Here is an 18,994-nt window from a genome sequence, read left to right as displayed (position 1 = left end):
ACGCGGCCGGGAGGTTAGAGCAAAGCCTGCCGCCCGTCAGCTGCATCGGCACGGGTCGGGAGCTGCATCACAGTCCGCACAATTCAAGGTCATCGCAATTGGCGATTGCCGCCCGTAGACGCAGCTGACATTATTCGCAGCCGTGAATAACTCTCATCTGCACACTCATCCTTGTCAGCCGCCCGCGCACGTACTGTTGATCGAAGACGATCCGCACTTGCGCGAGCACCTGAGCGCGCATTTTCTGCGCCGCGGCTTTGCGCTGTCCGCCAGCGGGCATGGCAGCGCCGGGCTGGAAATGGCCTGCGCGCAGTCTTTCGATCTGGTGCTGCTGGACGTCATGCTTCCCGGCATGAGCGGGCTCGAGGTGCTGGCGAACCTGCGCCGCGCGCAAGGCGTGCCGGTGATGCTGATGTCCGCGCTAGGCGCGGAGCAGGACCGGATCAGTGGTTTCACCCAAGGGGCGGACGATTATTTGCCCAAGCCATTCAGCCTCGCTGAACTGGACGCGCGGGTGGATGCCTTGCTGCGTCGGGTACGGCTTGACCGGCAGTCACCGCCTCCGGAAACGTCGGCGTCGGTTTCGCTACAACGAGACACAGCCGCTCAGGACGTGTCTTACAAAGGCTGCGCCGCGGGCCTGACCCAGTCCGAATATCGCTTGCTGGTGACCTTGCTGGAACATCCGGACGAGCCGCTGAGCAAGGCTTTCCTCTATCAGCATGTCCTGCATCGTGGCTACACCCGGCTCGACCGTGGCCTGGATGTGCACGTATGCAACCTGCGACGCAAGCTGACAGCGATCAACTTTCGCGAGCTGACCATTCAGGCGGTGCGCAACCAGGGTTACGTGCTGGTCAGGGCGCCAGCGGACTGATGCGCCGACGTCATTCGCTACTCTGGAAGCTCGCCCTGACCCAGGTCGGTTTCTGCCTGCTGCTGGTGTGGGCCATCTGGAGCTGGAGCCTGGAAGTCGAGCGCAGCACCTACTTTCTGGCGCCGGCCGATCAACAGAAACTGGCTGACTATGCCCGTCAGGCCGAGCGGGTCTGGCAGACCGGCAGTGCCGAAGACGTGGAGCGCTGGCGCCTGGCTTTGCAGCACCAGGAAAAGACCTGGGTCGCAGTGATCGGCGAGCATTTGCAGAGTCTGGGCACCCACACGCTGAGCGCAGATGAAAGCGCCCACCTGACCTTCATGCGCAAACCGGACTGGCCGATGAGCCGGCGTCTGCAGGACGAGTTGCCTTACGTCAGCATCGCCTTCCCCGAGCATCCGGGCAGCGGGCGTCTGGTCATGCAGCTCCCTGAACGGCTGTTGCCCGCCGGGCTCACGCCCTGGACGCATCTGTTCACCCACTGGATCGTCCCGGCCTTGCTGGCGTTCGCGCTGGGCCTGCTGGTCTATCGCCAGCTTATCGTGCCGCTCACCGATCTGCGTGAGCGCGCCAACGCACTGCGCGCCGATGACCTTGAAAGCACAATCGACTGCTCGGTGGCTCAGCGTCGCGACGAACTGGGCGAGCTGGCGCTGGCTTTCGAGCACATGGCCGAACGCTTGCGGCAAAGCCTCAAGCAGCAACGGCAGCTGCTACGCACCTTGTCCCATGAAATCCGCACGCCGCTGGCACGCCTGCGCATCGCCAGCGAAAGCGGCCTATCGCAGCCTGATCTGCAACAGCGCGTGGCGCGCGAGGTCGACGATATGCAGCGGCTGGTGGACGATTCGCTGGACCTGGCCTGGCTGGATGCCACCCGCTCGCAGTTGCCGATGGAGGAAGTGGTGGTGCTGTCGGTCTGGGAGGCATTGAGTGCCGATGCCGGTTTCGAAAGCGGCTGGCCGGCGTCACGCCTGCCCTGCGAGCTCGGTCCTGACTGCCGGGTGCTGGCACACCTGGACAGCTTCGCGCAGGCACTGGAAAACCTGCTGCGCAACGCGATCCGGCATTCGCCGGAACACGGCGTCGTGCGACTGTCGGGCGTGCGAGTGGGAGACTGCTGGGAACTGTGCATTGAGGATCAAGGCTCCGGTGTGCCAGAAGCGGAGCGTCAGAAGATCTTCGAACCTTTCCTGCGTCTGGACGGCGCGCCCGGCAAAGGTTTCGGCCTGGGCCTGAGCATCGCACGCCGCGCCATCGAACTGCAGAACGGCGCGCTATGGGCTTCCCAGGGCGACAAGGGCCTACGGATGAACATTCGTCTGCGAGCCGCAAATGTTTAGAAAGTTAATGCGCTTTACTCGCATTTGCATCTGACTATCATCTGCGATCTCTAAAGGCTCGATGCCAGTAGCCTGACCCGCCGTTCCAGGAGATCCCGATGTATCTGCGCCTGCCGCCCCTGCCCTTTTTTGCTGTCCTGTTAAGCGCCTGCAACTTGATGCCCTGTACGGTTCTGGCCGCCGAGCCGGCAGCGAAAGCGGCGCCCGCGCCGATCGAGCTCGAAGCGCAGAACGTGGTCGCGACGGCCGAGGAAGAGGTCAAGCAGGCGCCGGGCGTGTCCATTATCACCGCCGAAGACATCAAGAAGCGGCCGCCCGCCAATGACCTGTCGCAAATTATCCGCACCATGCCGGGGGTGAACCTGACCGGCAACTCCAGCAGTGGTCAGCGCGGCAACAACCGGCAGATCGACATTCGTGGGATGGGACCGGAAAACACCCTGATTCTGGTGGACAGCAAACCGGTCAGCAGTCGCAATTCAGTCCGTTATGGCTGGCGTGGCGAGCGCGACACCCGTGGCGACAGCAACTGGGTGCCCGCCGAGCTGGTGGAACGCATCGAAGTCCTGCGCGGGCCGGCGGCGGCCCGCTATGGCAATGGCGCGGCAGGTGGCGTGGTGAACATCATCACCAAGAAGCCGACCGACGAAACCCATGGTTCGGCCACTGTCTACACCTCGTTCCCCGAGCACAGCGAGGAAGGCGGCACCCGGCGTACCAACTTCAGCCTGAGCGGCCCACTGACCGAAAACCTGCATTACCGCGTCTACGGCAACATTGCCAAAACCGACTCCGACGATGCCGACATCAACAGCGGCCATGAATCGACCCGCACCGGCAATCAGGTCGGCACCTTGCCGGCCGGCCGTGAGGGCGTGCGCAACAAAGACGTCAACGGTCTGCTGAGCTGGAAGCTGTCTCCGCAACACACCCTCGATTTCGAAGCCGGCTACAGCCGCCAAGGCAACATCTATTCGGGCGACACCCAGAACACCAACAGCAACAGCACCGTCAAAAACCTCATTGGCCACGAGACCAATCGCACGTTTCGCGAGACGTATTCGGTCACCGATCGTGGCGATTGGGACTGGGGCACCTCGCTGGCCTATGTGCAGTATGAAAAGACCCGTAACAGTCGCATCAGCGAAGGACTGGCGGGCGGCACCGAAGGAATTTTCTCCAGCACCGATTTCAACACCTCGGTGCTGCGGGATCTGACGGCCCATGGTGAAGTCAATCTGCCGCTGCACCTCGGATTCGACCAGACCCTGACGCTGGGCACCGAGTGGGTCGAACAGAAACTCGACGATCCGAGCTCCAACACCCAGACCACCACCGCCGGCGGCGCGGTGTCCGGCCTGTCCAGCACCGACCGCAGCAGTAGCATGTCGGCAAGCATCGCTTCGTTGTTCATCGAGGACAATATCCAGGTGCTGCCGGGAACCACCGTGACACCTGGCCTGCGGCTGGATGATCACAACATCGTCGGGCTCAACTGGAGCCCGTCGCTGAACCTGTCCCATGAGCTGACCGATACCGTCACGCTCAAGGCCGGTATCGCCCGCGCCTACAAGGCGCCGAATCTTTACCAACTGGACGAGGATTACCTGCTCTATAGCAACGGCCAGGGCTGCTATGGGCAGACCACCAGTTGCTATCTGCAAGGCAATGCCAACCTCGAAGCGGAAACCAGCGTCAACAAGGAACTGGGCATCGAGTACAAAAACGATGGCCTGATTGCCGGACTGACCTACTTCCGCAATGACTACAAGAACAAGATCGAATCGGGTATGACCCCGGTCGGCACAGCGGTGGGCGGTACCGGCAGCACCGCGAACGCGACCATTTTCACCTGGGAAAACGTGCCCAAGGCCGTGGTCGAAGGGCTGGAAGGCAACCTGACCCTGCCGCTGGCCGATGACCTGACCTGGACCAACAATTTCACCTGGATGCTGCGTTCGGAGAACAAGGAAACCGGAGACGTGCTGTCGGTCACGCCGGAATACACGGTCAACTCGATGCTCGACTGGCAGGCCCGCGACGATCTGTCGTTGCAGTTCAACGTGGTCTGGTATGGCAAGCAGACGCCCAAGAAGTACGATTATCACGGCGACCGGGTGACCGGCTCGGCGCGCAATCAGGTCGCGCCTTATGCGGTGGCCGGCCTGAGTGGCACCTATGAACTGACCAAGAACCTGAGCCTGACCGCGGGCGTGGAGAACCTGTTCGACAAACGTCAGTGGCGGGCGGGCAATGCCCAGGGTGTGAATAACATCGAAGGCGCCGGGGCGGCCACCTACAACGAGCCTGGCCGTACGCTGTTCACCAGCCTCACGGCGTCGTTCTGATGGCAGCTTTGCGGGCAAAAGGTCGGATGGCTGTCGTGGCCGCCTTGCTGTTGTCGAGCGCGGTTGCCCAGGCCCGTCCGGCGCCCGATCAGCCAATGGACGATCGTATCCTGCATCGCCAGGATCTGGCTTACCGGTTCACGACTCAGGACGTCGACTCCGCCGACGGTCAGCGGCATTACCGGTTGTGGATCGCAATGCCCCGCCGCCCTGCCCCTGAGCAGGGATTCCCGGTGGCCTGGCTGCTCGACGGCAACGCCGCGCTGGGCGCGCTGAACGCCGATTTGTTGCAGCAGTTGGCGCAAGGCGCGGCCCCGGTGCTGGTTGCGGTCGGTTCGCCGACTCATGACCGTATCGACCGCGCGGGCCGTACCCTGGACTACACGCCGCGACTCGGCCATGCGCCAGACCAGCAAGACCCTTTGACCGGTCTGCCGAGCGGGGGCGCCGACGCGTTCCTCGATGTGCTGGAAACGCGCATCAGACCGGCCGTTGCCGGGCACGTGCCGCTGGACGCTCGGCGCCAGACGCTGTGGGGTCACTCCTACGGCGGTCTGCTGGTGCTGCATGCCTTGTTTACCCGGCCGCAGAGCTTCCAGACCTTTGCAGCGGCCAGCCCCTCCTTGTGGTGGGGACAGGGCGCCGTGCTCGATGAACGCCAGGGTCTGGCGCGACGTCTGGCCGGTCACCCAGCCACCGTGCTGCTGATGCGCGGCGGCCAGGAACCCGCCGCGCCACCCCGGATGAAGCTGGCGCCCCAGGCGGCCGATCAGGCGTCTCGTTCGCTGTACAAATCATTTCAAGGCGTTACAAATCTGGACGCCTATTACCGGGTATTCCCGGACCTCAATCATGGCCCGATGCTGGCCGCTTCACTGCGCTACACGCTGCTCTGGCTGAATCGGCAGCCCTGACGCGCTGCCCGATATCCGGTCTTCACGGTCGTCGTCTCGTCGAGCATGGAGGCTGGACAGCGCAACGGCACTGATCTACATAAATCAGGCATCCCCGGCCGCGCTGTCCAGCCGCGGCCCTTCCCCTCAACGTCATGCGTTGGCGGTAGCCATTCCGGCCCGCAGTAACCGCTCATGCCCGGTCACCTCAAGAGCAGAACCATGGGTACTTCTCATAACCCGGCGCTGGGCTATCGCCCGGAAGTCGATGGCCTGCGCGCGGTCGCAGTGCTTCCCGTCATTCTTTATCACTGCGGCCTGAACTGGTTTCCCGGCGGCTATGTCGGCGTCGACGTGTTCTTCGTGATCTCCGGTTACCTGATCACCTCCATCATCCTCGCCGAAATGCTTGCCGGGCGCTTTTCGCTGGTGACTTTCTACGAACGACGCGCGCGACGCATCCTGCCCGCACTGTTCGCGATGATGTCGCTGTGCGTGCCAGCGGCCTGGGTGCTGCTGGACCCGGAGGACTTCAAGTACTTTGCGAAAAGTCTGGTGGCCGTGCCGCTCTTTTCATCGAACCTGCTGTTCTGGCTGGAGAGCGGCTACTTCGATGCCAGTGCCGACCTGAAACCGCTGTTGCACACCTGGACGTTGGCCGTCGAAGAACAGTACTACCTGTTCTTTCCGCTTTTTCTGATGGCGGCGTGGGGGCTGGGTCGCAAGCGCCTGGTCGCGATCCTGGCCGTGGCCGCGGCGGCCAGTTTCGTCATCGCTGAAACGGGCGCCCGAGAAGACGCCACCAGCACCTTCTATCTGCTGCACGCCCGTGCCTGGGAGCTGCTGGTCGGGTCTTTTATCGCGTTCTATTTCTCCTGGCGTCCGCGCAGTCTGCAGCCCCATCATGGCCTCAGTCAGCTCGCCAGCCTGCTGGGGCTGGTACTGATCGGTTACGCCGTGCTGCGGTTCGACAAAAGCACGCCGTTTCCCGGAATCAATGCCCTGCTGCCGGTCATGGGCGCCGCCCTCGTCATCCTTTTCGCCGACGCGCGGACGCTGGTCGGGCGCGCTCTGAGCAACAGGGTCATGGTAGGAATCGGCATGATCAGTTACAGCGCCTACCTCTGGCATCAACCGCTGTTCGCCTTCGCCCGGCACAGCACACTGGTGGAGCCGCCGCTGGCGGTGATGCTGGGGCTGGTGGTGGCGTCACTGGCGCTGGCGTGGCTGAGCTGGCGCTTCATCGAACAGCCGTTTCGCAACAAAAATCGATTCGAGCGCCGCCAGGTATTCGGTTTCACGGCGACCGCTTCGGTCATGTTCATGGCAGTGGGACTGGCGGGATACAGCCACAACGGATTCGCCCAGCGCTTCAACGTCGACCCGGCAATCTATCAAGCATTCACCGATCCCCAGGTACGCGAACAGTGCGACCAGAGCCACGACGGCACGGGCTGGAATGTGGACTTCTGTCTGTTCGGCCTGGCGAACGCCGGTGCGACGCCAAGCGTCGCGGTGTTTGGCGACAGTCATTCCGAAGCACTACTGTCGACCTTCGACGCGGCAGCCCGGGAACAGGGTGAAACGCTGGCGCATATTGGCCTGGGCGGCTGCCTGCCGTTGCTCGGCGTCGATGTCGCCCACGGCAATTATGCGCCAGGCGTGTGCGAGACGCTGGCAGCCCGGCAGCTCGAATACGTGAAGCAGCACGCCATCCGCAAGGTCGTGCTGGTCGCGCGCTGGACGCTGTACACCGACGGCAACTATCACGAGCGGGAAAAGACCAACTATTTTCTGGTCACGAGCGACAGCCAGGAACGCAGCAAACAAGCGTCGCGAAAGGTATTTCGCAAGGCTCTGCACGAAACCGTGCGGGCCTACCGCGAGCTGGGCGCCGAGGTCTTCATCGTGGCCCAGGTCCCGCAGCAAATCATCAACCCCAAGAACCTGTATTACCGACTGGCGCGGGATGCCGCCGACACCCCGGAAGAAAAAATGCGTTTGGTAAGCACTCTCTCGGTACCGATGGACCTTCACGATCAGTTGCAACGCTTCAGCCGCGAGACCTTCGAGCAGGAGCGGCGCTTGAACCATGCGCGACTGGTCACTCTGGATGACGTCTTCTGCCGCCGCCAGCAGTGCCTGATCGGCGACGCCGATTCCTGGTACAAGGATTTCAACCACCTGAACGACAACGGCGCACGACTGCTCGCCGGACACATCAGCGAGTTGCTTGCCCAGTGACCTGTCGGTCTACACTGTGTCGCTGTGCCCGGTCGCTCAGGAGGTCGTCGATGACCTACGCCAGTTTCGCCCCTTTTCAGGATTTGGCCCGCCGCCTGATTCCCCATACCCATGCGGAAAAGATCGACGGCTCGCACGATATCTCGCATTTGCAGCGGGTGTGGCGCAATGTCTGTGCGATCCGTGACCGCGAAGGCGGTGATGCCGAAGTGCTGGTGGCCGCCACCCTGTTGCATGACTGCGTCGCCGTGGAGAAGAACTCTCCGTTCCGCGCCAGCGCATCCCGGCTCGCGGCGGCCAAGGCCGGTGAACTGCTCAACGAAATGGGCTGGGACGAAGAACGCATCGCCTCGGTCGCTCATGCGATCGAGGCGCACAGTTTTTCCGCGGACATTGCTCCTCTGTCTCTGGAAGCGAAGATTCTTCAGGATGCCGACCGTCTGGATGCGCTGGGCATGGTCGGCGTGGCGCGGCTTTTCTATGTGTCCGGGCGCATGGGCAGTTCGCTCTACGATCCTCAGGACCCCGGCGCCGATCATCGGCCCTACGATGACAAGCGCTTCGCCGTCGATCATTTCCATACCAAGCTGCTGCACCTGGCCGAGGGATTCCAGACGGCCACAGGCGCGCGTATCGCAGGCATGCGGCATGAGCGTTTGCAGCGTTTTCTGGCCGAGCTGATGGAAGAAGTCGGCGCACCGGATTGACCGGAATGCTCCGAACGCTGTGTTGACGGCAAAAACCGTGACTCACGTCGCAATGTCATAAAGACATCACACGACTGCCTTATAAACGCGTCTTCGAAGATGCTTGTTTATAGGGTCATGCACCGTGAAAAAATTCCTGTCTCGCTTCTTGCGCCCCCGGTCGAGGACGTCAGTGCTGCGCCGCTTCAGGATCGCTCAGCGACTGGTGCTGTGTTTCGGCATTACGGCGCTGCTGATGGTCGCGCTGGGCGTATTCAGCCTGTTGCAGATGCAGGACCTCCGCAATCAGGGTGCGGCGGTGGAAAGCGGTGCGATGCCGAGCATTGCCATGGCCGACGCTATCGCCATCGCGCTGGTGAAGCTGCGCAGCGAGACCACCCGCTTGATCGCCAATGCCGATGACCCCGGCGCGGTGATCAACAGCAAGATCAATGTCGAGCAGCTCAGAAACGAAGTGGAGAAAGGTTTCGCCGATTACCTGGCGCGGGTCGGCAACGGCACCGAGCGCGATTCGATCCTCGCCTTGCAGGATGCCTACAAGGCATTCATGCCGGGCTTGCAGGACGAGATCGCGCTGATCGAACAGCGCAAGCTCGATGAAGCGCGCATGCTGTCCAACACCATGCTGTCCATGCACGGCGATCTGATGGACATGCAGGTTCAGTTGTTGCGCGAACTCAATACCCAGAGCGCCGCTGCGGCCGTCGAGGCGGCCAGCGCCAGCTACACGCGGACACGGATCATCGCCCTGAGCGCGATTGGCGTCGCGCTGGCGCTGACTCTGCTGCTCGCGTGGCGCCTGAGCGTGAGCATCATCCACCCCGTGCGCCACGCCCTGCATATCGCCAGCACCATCGCCGACGGGGACCTTTCCGAGCATGAAATACCCCAGGGCAAGGACGAGACCGCGCAACTGCTGATCATGCTGGGACGCATGCGCGGCAACCTGCACAGCACCATCGACCAGATCTACGCCGCCGCCAGCCAGCTCTCGCAGTCAGTCCAGGAAATGGGCAGCATCGCCGAAGCCAGCGCAGTCAACCTGCAATTGCAGAACGATGAGATCGAGCAGGCCGCCGTGGCCGTGAACCAGATGAGCCAGGCCGCGGTGGAAGTCGCGGGCAACGCCAGCAATACCGTGACCGAGTCTCAGGCCTCGACCCAGGCCGCTGCTCAGGGGCAGGTCCGGCTGTCGGCGACCATCAGTTCAATCAAGGAACTGACCGACAACGTGCTGGACTCGTCGCAACAGGCCGAGGGGCTGGCCGAACGCACCCAGAGCATCAGCAGCATTCTCGACGTGATCCGCTCCATCGCCAACCAGACCAATTTGCTGGCACTCAACGCTGCCATCGAGGCCGCGCGCGCCGGTGAGGCCGGTCGCGGATTCGCGGTGGTCGCCGACGAAGTACGCTCACTGGCGCAGCGCACCAGCGCGTCGACAACCGAGATCGAAACCTTGATCAATGGCGTGCAGCAGAGCACCCAGGAAACCGCCGAATCACTGCGTCACACGGCGACCCAGGCCAACCTGACGCTGGAGCAGGCCGCGGCGACCGGCGAGGCGCTGACCGTCATCATCAGCTCGACCAACACCATCAACGACCGCAACCTGCTGATCGCCAGCGCCGCCGAGCAACAGGCGCAAGTGGCCGGCGAAGTGGACCGCAACCTGAGCAGCATTCGCGACCTGTCGAGCCAGACCGCCTCAGGTGCGCAACAGACGACAGTGGCAAGCAATGCCCTGTCGATGCTGGCCACCGACCTGAACACCATGGTGCAGCGCTTCGTGCTCTAAAGATCAACGCGGATCCGTAGGAGCGGATTCATCCGCGAAAAAACACATCAGGCGCCACTGATGCATCGTCTATAACGGCGCCTCGCGGATGAATCCGCTCCTACGACATGCCAAGCGGCGCAGGTCACACCTGTGTGGGAGCTGGCTTGCCAGCGATCTGCCGCGCAGCGGCAGCAAGACCAGAGGCGCGTTGTGTCAGGTCTCGCCATTCGCCAGCAAGCTGGCTCCCACCGGGTAGGTGCGATACATCTGCTTGAACTGCCGCATCCGTGTAGGAGCTGGCTTGCCAGCGATCTGCCGCGCAGCGGCAGCAAGATCAGACGGCGCGGTGTGTCAGGTCTTGCCAATCGCCAGCAAGCTGGCTCCTACCGGGTAGGTGCGATACATCTGCTTGAACTGCCGCATCCGTGTAGGAGCTGGCTTGCCAGCGATCTGCCGCGCAGCGGCAGCAAGATCAGACTGCGCGGTGTGTCAGGTCTTGCCAATCGCCAGCAAGCTGGCTCCTACGAGTCCAATCAATCCTGCGGACGCAACCGGTACTGCGGCGGCAGTTGATCCAGGCCGCTGATGGTCACGTCGAGACTCTTCCAGCGACCGTCCTTGATGCCGTAGATGCAGCCGTGCACCGACAGGCTCTGGCCGCGATGCCAGGCGTTCTGGACGATGGTGGTGTGACCGACGTTCGCCACCTGCTGGATGACGTTCAGCTCGCACAGGCGATCGACGCGCTCTTCCTCGGTCGGCAATTTCGCCAGGTCTGCGCGATTTTCGTAGTACAGGTCGCGGATCGAGCGAATCCAGCCGTCGATCAGGCCCAACTGGCGGTCTTGCATCGAGGCACGCACGCCGCCGCAGCCGTAATGCCCGGTCACCAGAATGTGTTTCACCTTGAGTACGTCCACCGCGTACTGGATGACCGACAGGCAGTTCAGGTCGGTGTGGAGCACGACGTTCGCTACGTTGCGATGCACGAACAGATCGCCCGGCAGCATGCCGACGATTTCGTTGGCGGGGACGCGAGCGTCCGAGCAACCGATCCAGAGGTATTCGGGGGTCTGCTGGCGCGCCAGCTTGGCGAAGAACTCGGGATCCTCCTGCTTGATCGCCGCGGCCCAACGCTCGTTGTTATCGATCAGGTCTTGTAGATCGTTCATGCTATGACGCCTCGGTAATGATGCTCAGGTATGACTGGCGCGCGTCGGTTCAAGTCACGCGTGGCGGACGAGCAGCGCTGCCTGTCCAGTGGATGACGAAACACGGAATCTTCAAAGTCGCGGCCGGTCCACCTTACAGGCCCTACTCAACGAGGATTTGCCATGAACGATTCACGCCGTCCGTACGATGCGCCGCAGCCCGAGCCCATCGACGACAACGAAGACCGCATGGGTTCGATGCGCGAGCTGCGCTTCGATGACGATGACACCGCCCGGATCGGCGACGAGATGCCCGAGGACGAACTGGAGCATGTGTTGCCCGACTCCCGTGAAGCCGAAGCAGGGCTGACTGGCGCGTCCACCGCCGATCATCACCAGACCGACGATGACCTGTCGCCGGAAACCCTGATTCGCGAAGACGGCGCGCGCTCTCCCGACGAACAGGGCGAGGACGGCCCGGCAGATCTGGAAGTGACCATCGTCGACGAAGACGACATCGGCGGCGGTAACGGTCTGGATGAAGAAGAAATGGCGATCGTCGATCCGCTGGACGGCCGCCCGGACCGTCCCTGATCAACAGCCGGTGACTACTCCAGCAGTGTGCAGGCCATGACGACCGCGTCTTCCCGCCCGCCCACTGCCGGGTAATAGTCCCGGCGTCGACCGATCTCGTTGAAGCCGTAGTTCTCGTACAGCCGGTAGGCCGGGCGGTTGCTGTCGCGCAGCTCTAGGAAGCATTCGCGAGCGTCGAGTTGATAGGCGCGCTTCATGAGGTGGTCGAGCAGGCGGTAGCCCAGTCCGCGCCCCTGGCTTTCCGGCTTGACGGTGATATTGAGCAGATGCGCTTCGTCGATGATGACCTGAATGACGCCGTGGCCCACCTGTTGCGAGCCTTCGAACATCAGCCAGATTTCATAGGATTTGAGCCCGTCGAGAAAAATCCCGCGGGTCCAGGGGTGGCTGAACGCTGCGTATTCGATCTTCAGCACAGCGTCGAGGTCCGCCTCGGTCATCGGGCGAAAACTGATTGACTCACTCATCATGGGGTTTCCAGCGCGCCATCAGCCGACGCATGGCTTGCCAGACGCCGGCCTTGCGCTCCGGCTCGTCCATCAACAATTCCAGGCTTGGCAAGGCCCATGCCGTGCCCAGCCCATCGACCTGCACTTCCTGGTTATAGGCCTCGGCATCCGCCTCGGCGGCGAAACGCAGCGCGGGCAGTCCGATCAGCCACAGGCATTTGCAGGGTTCTTCCTCGAAGCGCGCGGCAATGAAGCCTTGTACGAAATCGCGCGCCGCTTCCGGCCCCTGATCCAGATTGCCGCGCACCAGCAAGGGCCAGCGCACCGGCTCGCCGATGATCTGCGGGCTGTCCGGCAGGCCCGCGGCGCGCAGCATGTCCTTGAGCAGCAGGTAGGAAGGATCGCGACTCTGGAACGGCTGGCCAGTGGACAACTCGACCAACAGCAGACAGCCTCCGGCGCGCAGCAGCTGCAATGCGAAACGCGGCGGTGGTACAGCGACAGGTTTGACCTGCGCAGGCTCGACACTTTCGCTCGCGACCGGAGCCGGCGTCCGCGCCGCGGACGAAGGGCGTGGCACCTCGATTCGGGGACGCTCGGCCGGTCGCGCCGGGGGCGCCGCCACGGCAACGCTCGACTCCACCGGCTCGCCTGACGCCTGTGCGGCCGGCGCGGGGCCGGACGGTGGTTCCACCGGCGTCGGCAACCACGCCAGCAGCTCCGGGCGCGACGGCGCGGCGAAAGGCAGTTCGGTACGCGGCAGCCAGCTGACCACTTGCATCGAAGTCAGATAGGCGCGGCGACGGGACTCGTTGAGCAAGGAAACCACCAGGGGATAAGTTCAGCGCGCAATTCTAGGCGCTTGGCCGGTAATCGTCGAGCCAGGATCCGACATGTGCCGGCCGCCTCGGACTGTTACAAGCTTTCGTGCGCTGATGCCGCCGGGAGGTGAAATCTTGCCGGGATGATGCAGTACAATCGCCGACTTTCATTTGCCAACAGCCGGCCATCCAATGATCGAACCCAAGCGCGTCCTGCGCGCCCTTGCCGAACACTGGGCGTTACTCGAGCCTTTGTGCGAACACTTCGACCAGGGCACCCTGAGCCTGAGCGAGTTGCGTCAGCAACTGGCGACACGGCAGCAGGAAAGCACCCCGCAAGACATCACCCATTTGCTGGACGTCTGGATACGCCTGGACATTCTGGTCCCGGTCGCCAAGAGTCCGAACCGTTTCGAACTCAATGCCCAGATCCACGACTTCCTCTCCTATCTGCGCCGCGAGCATCGACTCGGGCTGTGCCTGGAGATCGAAGCCTATCTGCGTCACCTGGAGCGACTGGCCGGCTATATCCAGGACGCGTTTGACATTCGTGATGCCAACGATCTGGCGCGTCAGTTGCGTCTGCTGGACATGCGCGTGCGCGACGTTCTCAAGAAACTCGCCAACGACGAGCAGGCACTGGTCGCCGTGGCCGAGCGTGCCAAGACCAGCGACCGGCAGATTCCGCTGCGCCAGCGCTACGCCGAAGTGCTGGCGACCTGGGATGAGTACGTCGAGCCGATGATCCAGCTGGTCAACGCCGACGGTGCCTTTGAGCAGGGCGTACGCAAGGTCGAAAAGGTCCTGTTGCGCCTGCTGACCGAGCAGCAGCGGCTGGGGCATCTGGTAGATGACGACATGTTGCTGCGCACCCATGCGCGGATTCTGGAGATGCAGACCAGCGCTCAGCTCACCTTGCGTCATGCGCGCGAGCTGCTGCTGCCGCTGCGTGAAGAAGCCCGTCGCCACAATGCCGTTACCCGCGGCGCCGCGCTGGCGTTGTCCGCGATCCGGCGCAAGGGTCTCGACGCTGTGCCACAGGCGGCAATGCCTTTGTTCACCCGCCCGCAGAGCACGTTCCTTGGCAATGCCAGCCAGGTCGAAGCCTACGTCTACGCGCTGGCCCGGTTCGAACCCAAACCCGCGAAATTCCCCAAGGCCAGCAGCACCCGCAAGGGCGAGCCGCCGCGCGCGCCGCGCACGGTCAAGGAAATGCTCGAGCGCTGCGAACAGGCCCTGCCAATGCCGGACCTGATGCTCTGGCTGCTGGAGCAGGAGCCCGAGGGCGAAACGGAAGAATTGTTGTACTGGTTCTCGCGCCTCTCGCGGGACAAGCGCTTTGCCCGCGATCGCCTGGAGCGACGCGAATACCTTACCCGGGAGCACCGCGTCAGCCTGCGCTCCTTCGCGCTGCTCGCCGGTTCCGACGAGCAGCCAGAGCATTCCGAGAGCACTGTTCATGCATCTTGATCTATCCGAAATGTCCCAGCTGGCGCCGATCTTCCGCGAGCTGTTCAAGGGCTACCACATCAGCCGCCGCGATCCAGAGCTGTACGCTCAGCTTTCCAACTTCCAGGACCAGTACCGCACCTTGTTCAAGGCGCTGGGCTTCGAACTGGTGTGCGATACCCGTGGTTTCTATTACTTCGTGCCTGAACTGGCGGCGGCGCAGGTCAACAAGACCGCGCAGCGTCTGGCGCTGTTCACCTTCATCCTGGTCGAACGCCTTGCCGATCAGGGCCGTGATCCCATCGCCGTACTGGACGGCGGCAGCCTGGGCCGGGACGAACTGCCCTCGATGCTGGAGAAATACCGCGACCTGTTCCTGCAAGCCGAAGTGCAGACCCAGGATGAACTGGAAGAGAAAATCCTGCGCCGCATGACCCAGCTCGGCTTTGCCGGCGAGGAAGTGGGCGTCTACCGTTTCCTGCCGCCCATGCACCGCTTTCTCGACGTCTGCCTGTCGGTCCAGCAGGACCGGGACCTGGCCGCCAGTCTGCACAGCGCCCTGCCGCTGCCCACGCCGATCCTCATCGACGATGACAGCGACGAGAAACTGTTGCAGACCGACGATCCTCTGGATCTGGATGAATTCGATCAGGCAGACGAGGAAACCGAAGAGCAGGCGCTGGCCCGCGCCGTTGCCGAGGAACAGGAGATGAACGCATGAGCCAGGAACGCTATGGCATTCGCCGCTTCGCGCTGTTGAATACCGCCGGCTACAGCCTCGGGCTGTTCCCGCTGGAAAACCCGTTGTCGGTCTACGGCGCGAATAACCTGGGCAAGAGTGCGTCGATCAACGCATTGCAGTTCCCGATCCTGGCCCGCATGTCCGACATGAGCTTCGGCAAGTACAGCCTCGAACAGTCGCGCCGTTTCTACTTCGCTTCCGACACCAGTTACATCCTGGTCGAGGTGTCGCTGCCACACGGTCCGCATGTGATCGGCGTGGTCGGGCGCGGACCCGGCGGCGGTTTCGGCCACCAGTTCTTCGCCTACGCGGGCGAACTGGACCTGGCGCATTATCAGAAAGACGATACCTGTCTGCGTCAGAAAGAGCTGTTCAACAACCTGGAAAGCCATGGGCTGAAAGCCTATGAACTCAAGCCCGATGAGTTGCGTCGGTTGCTGGTGGGCGGACACACTTCGATTCCGCTCGACCTGACCCTCATCCCGCTGCGTTCGACCAGTGAACAGAGCCTCAAGACCTTCCGCGCACTGTTCATCAACCTGCTGCACATGCGCGAGATTACCGCCGCCAAGCTCAAGCAGTTGTTCCTCGACGCGTTCGAACACAGCCTGCGCTCCGGCAGCGTCGACTACATTGCCGCCTGTGAAGAAGCCTTCCGCGATGTGCGCCGCATGGAGCAGGATTACAACTCGCTGGTCCTGGCCGGCCCGCTGGTCGAAGCATTGGCCGCCGGCGTCAGGCAGCGCGACATTCTGCGCGGCAAGCTGCACCGGTTGTCGCCGCTGCTGGACTCGCTGCTGGGCACCTGGTCCGACTATTCCGGAGCACGCAAGGAAGAGCTGGTCATCCAGGCGGAACATTACCGGGCGCAACAGGACGTCCTGCAGAACGATCAGCGAAACAGCACTCAGGAGCTGATGCGTCTGGAGCGGGAAATCAGCAGCGTTCAGCGCTGGCTGGGCGAGCTGTCGGTGCTCAAGAACCGCTTCGCGCTGGTGGACGACGTCCGGGTGCTGGAACAGCAGTTACTGGCCGCCAAGGATGCGCACGACGAACTGGCCGGTGCGCTGGCCCAGTCGCGTCAGTTCAGTGCCGAGGATCTCGATGAGCGTTTGCGCGATCTGGAAAAGCGTTTGAAATCGGTGAAACAGCAACTGGATCACGCCGATAACAACAGCTACGCCCGGTTACGCGAAGAGTTTTCCCAACCGGACGTCGAGCGCCTCATGCGCCTGTTCAACGGTGCACTGTTCAGCCTGCCGCTGGGCGAGCAAGGCATCGCGCTGGACGATGGCGACGCCTGGGTCAAATCTCTGGAAGCGATTCTGGACGGTTTCAAGGGCGAGCAATTCCAGGTGCCGGGTCTGTCGATCAACCTGTCGAGCATCGAACCCCCTGCCTTGCAGGCGCTGGCCGACCGGGCCGCATTGCGCGATCAGAAAGAACGCCTGGAAAAAGAGCTCAAGCAGCTCAAGACCCAACAGGCCGTGGCCGCCGACCGCGTGGCCGGCAAGAACCAGACCGAGGCCTTGTACCAGCAGGTGCTGGATGCGCAGAAGGCGCTGGAAGACTTCCGTCGTTGCCAGACGCTGAGCGCCGAGGAGTCAGGCAAGCTCGAGGAGCTTGCGCAAATGGAGGCCGCCCAGGATGAACTGAAGCGCTCCAGTGATGCGTTCACCGAGCGGGTCCAGCAGCTGTCGGCCAAGCTGCAACTGGTCGCGCGGCAGATCGGCGATCTGGAATCGAAACAGCGAACGCTGGATGACGCGCTGCGCCGTCGTCAGTTGCTGCCGGCAGACATGCCATTCGGTACGCCGTTCATGGAGCCGGTCGACGACTCGATGGAAAACCTGCTGCCGCTGCTCAATGACTACCAGGACAGCTGGCAGGCGCTGCTGCGCAGCGACGGGCAGATCGACGCGCTCTATGCGCAGGTACGGCTCAAGGGCGTTGCCAAGTTCGACAGCGAAGATGACGTGGAGCGTCGTCTGCAACTGTTGATCAACGCTTACGCGCATCGCACCGACGAAGCGCTGACGCTTGGCAAGGCACGGCGCGCGGCGGTCACCGACATCGCGCGTACCCTGCGCAACATCCGCAGCGACTATGACAGCCTCGAACATCAGCTCGCGCTGTTCAACCGCGAGATCAACAAGCGCCAGGTCTCCAACCTCGCCAGTTTCCGTATCGTTCTGGCGCCCAACAAGGAAGCGCTGAAGCATATCGATCAGATCATTCACAGTGCCGGTCAGTACGAGGAAGGCGAGACGCTGTCGGTCTTCGACCTGAGCCAGAGCGCCGAGCAGGACAACAAGAACGAGGAAGCCAAGGAGTACCTGGCGCGTCTGGTCGCAGCCAACCACAACCAGTTGGGCCTCAAGGACTTGTTCGAGCTGGCCTTCGAGATCACCAAGGTCAATGGTCAGCCGATCATTCACACCGATATCGATGGGGCCGCATCCAACGGCACGACCATGACCATCAAGGCGCTTACCAACATGTATCTGTTGTTGCACCTGATGGACCGCGATCTGGCTGGACGTGTACGCCTGCCCTACTACCTCGACGAGGCAGCAGACATCGACGAGAAGAACCAGTCGGCTCTGCTGGAAACCAGCTTGCAGTTGGGCTTCGTGCCGATCCTGGCGAGTGTTAAACCGCAGGTCTCAGCGCACGTTGCCATCGACCTCGAAGGCGGCAGCGGGCCCAACGGCATCTATATCGACGAAGCGGACTGGAAGTACATTCAGCGCCGCGATGAAGCGCAGCCGAAGCTTGAAGCGGTCGAAGAGGAAGCCGTTGCTGGATAACCCTCGTTGAGACGTGAACGAAGGCCGCATGAGAATGCGGCCTTTTTTATAGCTCGTTCTGCGGTGTCGCTAGCCTTTGTTCTTCTTTTTGGTGATGGCTTTCATGCGGGTCGCGGCCTTTTGCACGGTGGCCATTTTCTCGGGCCGTTTCATGCCCCGCCACTTGCGGATCTCTTCGCGGGTACGACCGCAGCTGACGCACATCTCACTGTTCAACTGACAGAGCGAGACGCAGGGGTTCTCAATGTCTTTGGCCATGCTTGCCACCTGATCGCTGCCGCAGGTTAAGCCGTGCCGCCCAGTCACCGCCGTTGGCCGATGCGCAGCGCTCTTCGGAATCGAACTCCAGGTGAGTCTCGATGTTGGAGATAGAGATGCCTATGTCCTCAAGCGCCGTTTGGGTGAGTTCGGCAATTCTCGCGCGGTCTTTGCTCGAACTGGCTTGGTGCATCTCGACGTCCTTATTAAATACCCAGGTGACGACAAGGCTTTGCGGGAAATGGTCGTAGTCGACGCGATGCGTCAGCCACTCGAAACCTGGGAATTCGCTTTTCGCCAATTCGCATGCGGTAGTCAGCGAGCGTGCCAGTTCCCGCTCCATGTTCGCATGCTTACGTTTCGATGAGGCCATCAAAAACGACTCCCGAGCGTTGGGTGGAAGATTCCAGAAAGACAAAACCCCTGACTGCTTATGCAATCAGGGGTTTCGGAATGAATCTTGACGATGACCTACTCTCACATGGGGAAACCCCACACTACCATCGGCGATGCATCGTTTCACTGCTG

16 protein-coding genes and 1 pseudogene are annotated in these 18,994 nt (G+C 62.3%); 12 read left to right on the top strand and 5 right to left on the bottom strand.

What is annotated here, in order from left to right; translation table 11 throughout:
* Positions 1-142 precede the first annotated feature (142 nt).
* From TRP66_RS16745 to TRP66_RS23635, 8 genes and pseudogenes are all read left to right on the top strand, one after another.
* Entirely contained in the window at positions 143-877 is a 735-nt protein-coding gene (locus TRP66_RS16745) for a response regulator transcription factor (protein WP_333404778.1), read from the top strand.
* Positions 877-2,220 carry a HAMP domain-containing sensor histidine kinase gene (locus tag TRP66_RS16740; RefSeq protein WP_333404776.1) on the top strand — a complete coding sequence of 448 codons (1,344 nt, stop codon included), beginning with the start codon at positions 877-879 and terminating at the stop codon, positions 2,218-2,220. Before TRP66_RS16745 ends, TRP66_RS16740 begins: the two co-directional genes overlap by 1 nt.
* A gap of 98 nt (positions 2,221-2,318) precedes the next feature.
* A complete protein-coding gene (locus TRP66_RS16735) occupies positions 2,319-4,568 on the top strand; it encodes a TonB-dependent siderophore receptor (protein WP_333404774.1) in 2,250 nt (749 codons plus the stop codon).
* Between the two features lie 26 nt (positions 4,569-4,594).
* Positions 4,595-5,482, top strand: a complete 888-nt coding sequence (locus TRP66_RS16730; protein ID WP_333404772.1) for an alpha/beta hydrolase — start codon at positions 4,595-4,597, stop codon at positions 5,480-5,482.
* A gap of 201 nt (positions 5,483-5,683) precedes the next feature.
* The gene (locus TRP66_RS16725; RefSeq protein ID WP_333404770.1) at positions 5,684-7,705 is read left to right on the top strand and encodes an acyltransferase family protein; all 2,022 of its coding nucleotides are present in this window, start codon (positions 5,684-5,686) and stop codon (positions 7,703-7,705) included.
* Positions 7,706-7,755: 50 nt separating this feature from the next.
* The gene (locus tag TRP66_RS16720) at positions 7,756-8,412 is read left to right on the top strand and encodes an HD domain-containing protein (protein WP_333404767.1); all 657 of its coding nucleotides are present in this window, start codon (positions 7,756-7,758) and stop codon (positions 8,410-8,412) included.
* Between the two features lie 124 nt (positions 8,413-8,536).
* Positions 8,537-9,352 (top strand): annotated as a pseudogene (locus tag TRP66_RS23640) (MCP four helix bundle domain-containing protein); the annotation flags it as partial.
* Positions 9,335-10,210 (top strand): methyl-accepting chemotaxis protein, encoded by an 876-nt coding sequence (locus TRP66_RS23635; protein WP_442965215.1) that lies wholly within the window; start codon positions 9,335-9,337, stop codon positions 10,208-10,210. The pseudogene TRP66_RS23640 and the gene TRP66_RS23635, both read left to right, overlap by 18 nt.
* Positions 10,211-10,725: 515 nt before the next feature.
* On the opposite strand, the gene can is transcribed toward TRP66_RS23635, so the two are convergent.
* Positions 10,726-11,364: a carbonate dehydratase gene (gene can / locus TRP66_RS16710; protein ID WP_333404763.1), complete on the bottom strand. Its 639-nt coding sequence runs from the start codon at positions 11,362-11,364 to the stop codon at positions 10,726-10,728.
* 162 nt (positions 11,365-11,526) lie between these two features.
* Between can and TRP66_RS16705 the strand changes: the two genes are divergently transcribed.
* Positions 11,527-11,937, top strand: coding sequence for a serine kinase/phosphatase (locus TRP66_RS16705; protein WP_333404761.1), 411 nt, complete (start codon positions 11,527-11,529; stop codon positions 11,935-11,937).
* Positions 11,938-11,951: 14 nt separating this feature from the next.
* Here TRP66_RS16705 and rimI read toward each other — a convergent pair whose 3' ends face one another.
* Both rimI and TRP66_RS16695 read right to left on the bottom strand, forming a co-directional pair.
* Positions 11,952-12,404 carry a ribosomal protein S18-alanine N-acetyltransferase gene (rimI, locus tag TRP66_RS16700; RefSeq protein WP_333404758.1) on the bottom strand — a complete coding sequence of 151 codons (453 nt, stop codon included), beginning with the start codon at positions 12,402-12,404 and terminating at the stop codon, positions 11,952-11,954.
* The gene (locus TRP66_RS16695; RefSeq protein ID WP_333404756.1) at positions 12,397-13,206 is read right to left on the bottom strand and encodes an energy transducer TonB; all 810 of its coding nucleotides are present in this window, start codon (positions 13,204-13,206) and stop codon (positions 12,397-12,399) included. The genes rimI and TRP66_RS16695 overlap by 8 nt, the downstream gene beginning before the upstream one ends.
* A gap of 193 nt (positions 13,207-13,399) precedes the next feature.
* Between TRP66_RS16695 and mksB the strand changes: the two genes are divergently transcribed.
* Genes mksB through mksF form a run of 3 tightly spaced genes read left to right on the top strand, consistent with a single transcriptional unit; the run spans position 13,400 to position 18,208 of the window.
* Positions 13,400-14,677, top strand: coding sequence for an Mks condensin complex protein MksB (gene mksB, locus TRP66_RS16690; RefSeq protein ID WP_333404754.1), 1,278 nt, complete (start codon positions 13,400-13,402; stop codon positions 14,675-14,677).
* Positions 14,667-15,377 carry an Mks condensin complex protein MksE gene (gene mksE, locus TRP66_RS16685; RefSeq protein ID WP_333404752.1) on the top strand — a complete coding sequence of 237 codons (711 nt, stop codon included), beginning with the start codon at positions 14,667-14,669 and terminating at the stop codon, positions 15,375-15,377. Before mksB ends, mksE begins: the two co-directional genes overlap by 11 nt.
* Complete coding sequence (gene mksF, locus TRP66_RS16680; protein ID WP_333404749.1) at positions 15,374-18,208, top strand: Mks condensin complex protein MksF; 2,835 nt, start codon at positions 15,374-15,376, stop codon at positions 18,206-18,208. The genes mksE and mksF overlap by 4 nt, the downstream gene beginning before the upstream one ends.
* A gap of 69 nt (positions 18,209-18,277) precedes the next feature.
* Here mksF and TRP66_RS16675 read toward each other — a convergent pair whose 3' ends face one another.
* Positions 18,278-18,466 (bottom strand): DUF1289 domain-containing protein, encoded by a 189-nt coding sequence (locus TRP66_RS16675; RefSeq protein ID WP_333404747.1) that lies wholly within the window; start codon positions 18,464-18,466, stop codon positions 18,278-18,280.
* Positions 18,450-18,839, bottom strand: a complete 390-nt coding sequence (locus tag TRP66_RS16670) for a hypothetical protein (RefSeq protein WP_333404745.1) — start codon at positions 18,837-18,839, stop codon at positions 18,450-18,452. Before TRP66_RS16670 ends, TRP66_RS16675 begins: the two co-directional genes overlap by 17 nt.
* Positions 18,840-18,994: the final 155 nt, after the last annotated feature.

The organism is Pseudomonas sp. JDS28PS106, assembly GCF_036706555.1.
GTDB lineage: Bacteria > Pseudomonadota > Gammaproteobacteria > Pseudomonadales > Pseudomonadaceae > Aquipseudomonas.
Note: the sequence above shows the minus strand (reverse complement) of the source record. Positions and strands in the feature narration are given on the sequence as shown.

Bases quoted from the DNA above. Each gene is read 5' to 3' on its own strand.
- TRP66_RS16730 (WP_333404772.1), top strand. From the start codon at position 4,595: ATGGCTGTCGTGGCCGCCTTGCTGTTGTCGAGCGCGGTTGCCCAGGCC.
- mksE (WP_333404752.1), top strand. From the start codon at position 14,667: ATGCATCTTGATCTATCCGAAATGTCCCAGCTGGCGCCGATCTTCCGC.
- can (WP_333404763.1), bottom strand. From the start codon at position 11,364: ATGAACGATCTACAAGACCTGATCGATAACAACGAGCGTTGGGCCGCG.
- TRP66_RS16735 (WP_333404774.1), top strand. From the start codon at position 2,319: ATGTATCTGCGCCTGCCGCCCCTGCCCTTTTTTGCTGTCCTGTTAAGC.
- TRP66_RS16725 (WP_333404770.1), top strand. From the start codon at position 5,684: ATGGGTACTTCTCATAACCCGGCGCTGGGCTATCGCCCGGAAGTCGAT.
- TRP66_RS16720 (WP_333404767.1), top strand. From the start codon at position 7,756: ATGACCTACGCCAGTTTCGCCCCTTTTCAGGATTTGGCCCGCCGCCTG.
- rimI (WP_333404758.1), bottom strand. From the start codon at position 12,404: ATGAGTGAGTCAATCAGTTTTCGCCCGATGACCGAGGCGGACCTCGAC.
- TRP66_RS16740 (WP_333404776.1), top strand. From the start codon at position 877: ATGCGCCGACGTCATTCGCTACTCTGGAAGCTCGCCCTGACCCAGGTC.
- mksB (WP_333404754.1), top strand. From the start codon at position 13,400: ATGATCGAACCCAAGCGCGTCCTGCGCGCCCTTGCCGAACACTGGGCG.
- TRP66_RS23635 (WP_442965215.1), top strand. From the start codon at position 9,335: ATGCTGGGACGCATGCGCGGCAACCTGCACAGCACCATCGACCAGATC.
- TRP66_RS16705 (WP_333404761.1), top strand. From the start codon at position 11,527: ATGAACGATTCACGCCGTCCGTACGATGCGCCGCAGCCCGAGCCCATC.
- TRP66_RS16670 (WP_333404745.1), bottom strand. From the start codon at position 18,839: ATGGCCTCATCGAAACGTAAGCATGCGAACATGGAGCGGGAACTGGCA.
- mksF (WP_333404749.1), top strand. From the start codon at position 15,374: ATGAGCCAGGAACGCTATGGCATTCGCCGCTTCGCGCTGTTGAATACC.
- TRP66_RS16675 (WP_333404747.1), bottom strand. From the start codon at position 18,466: ATGGCCAAAGACATTGAGAACCCCTGCGTCTCGCTCTGTCAGTTGAAC.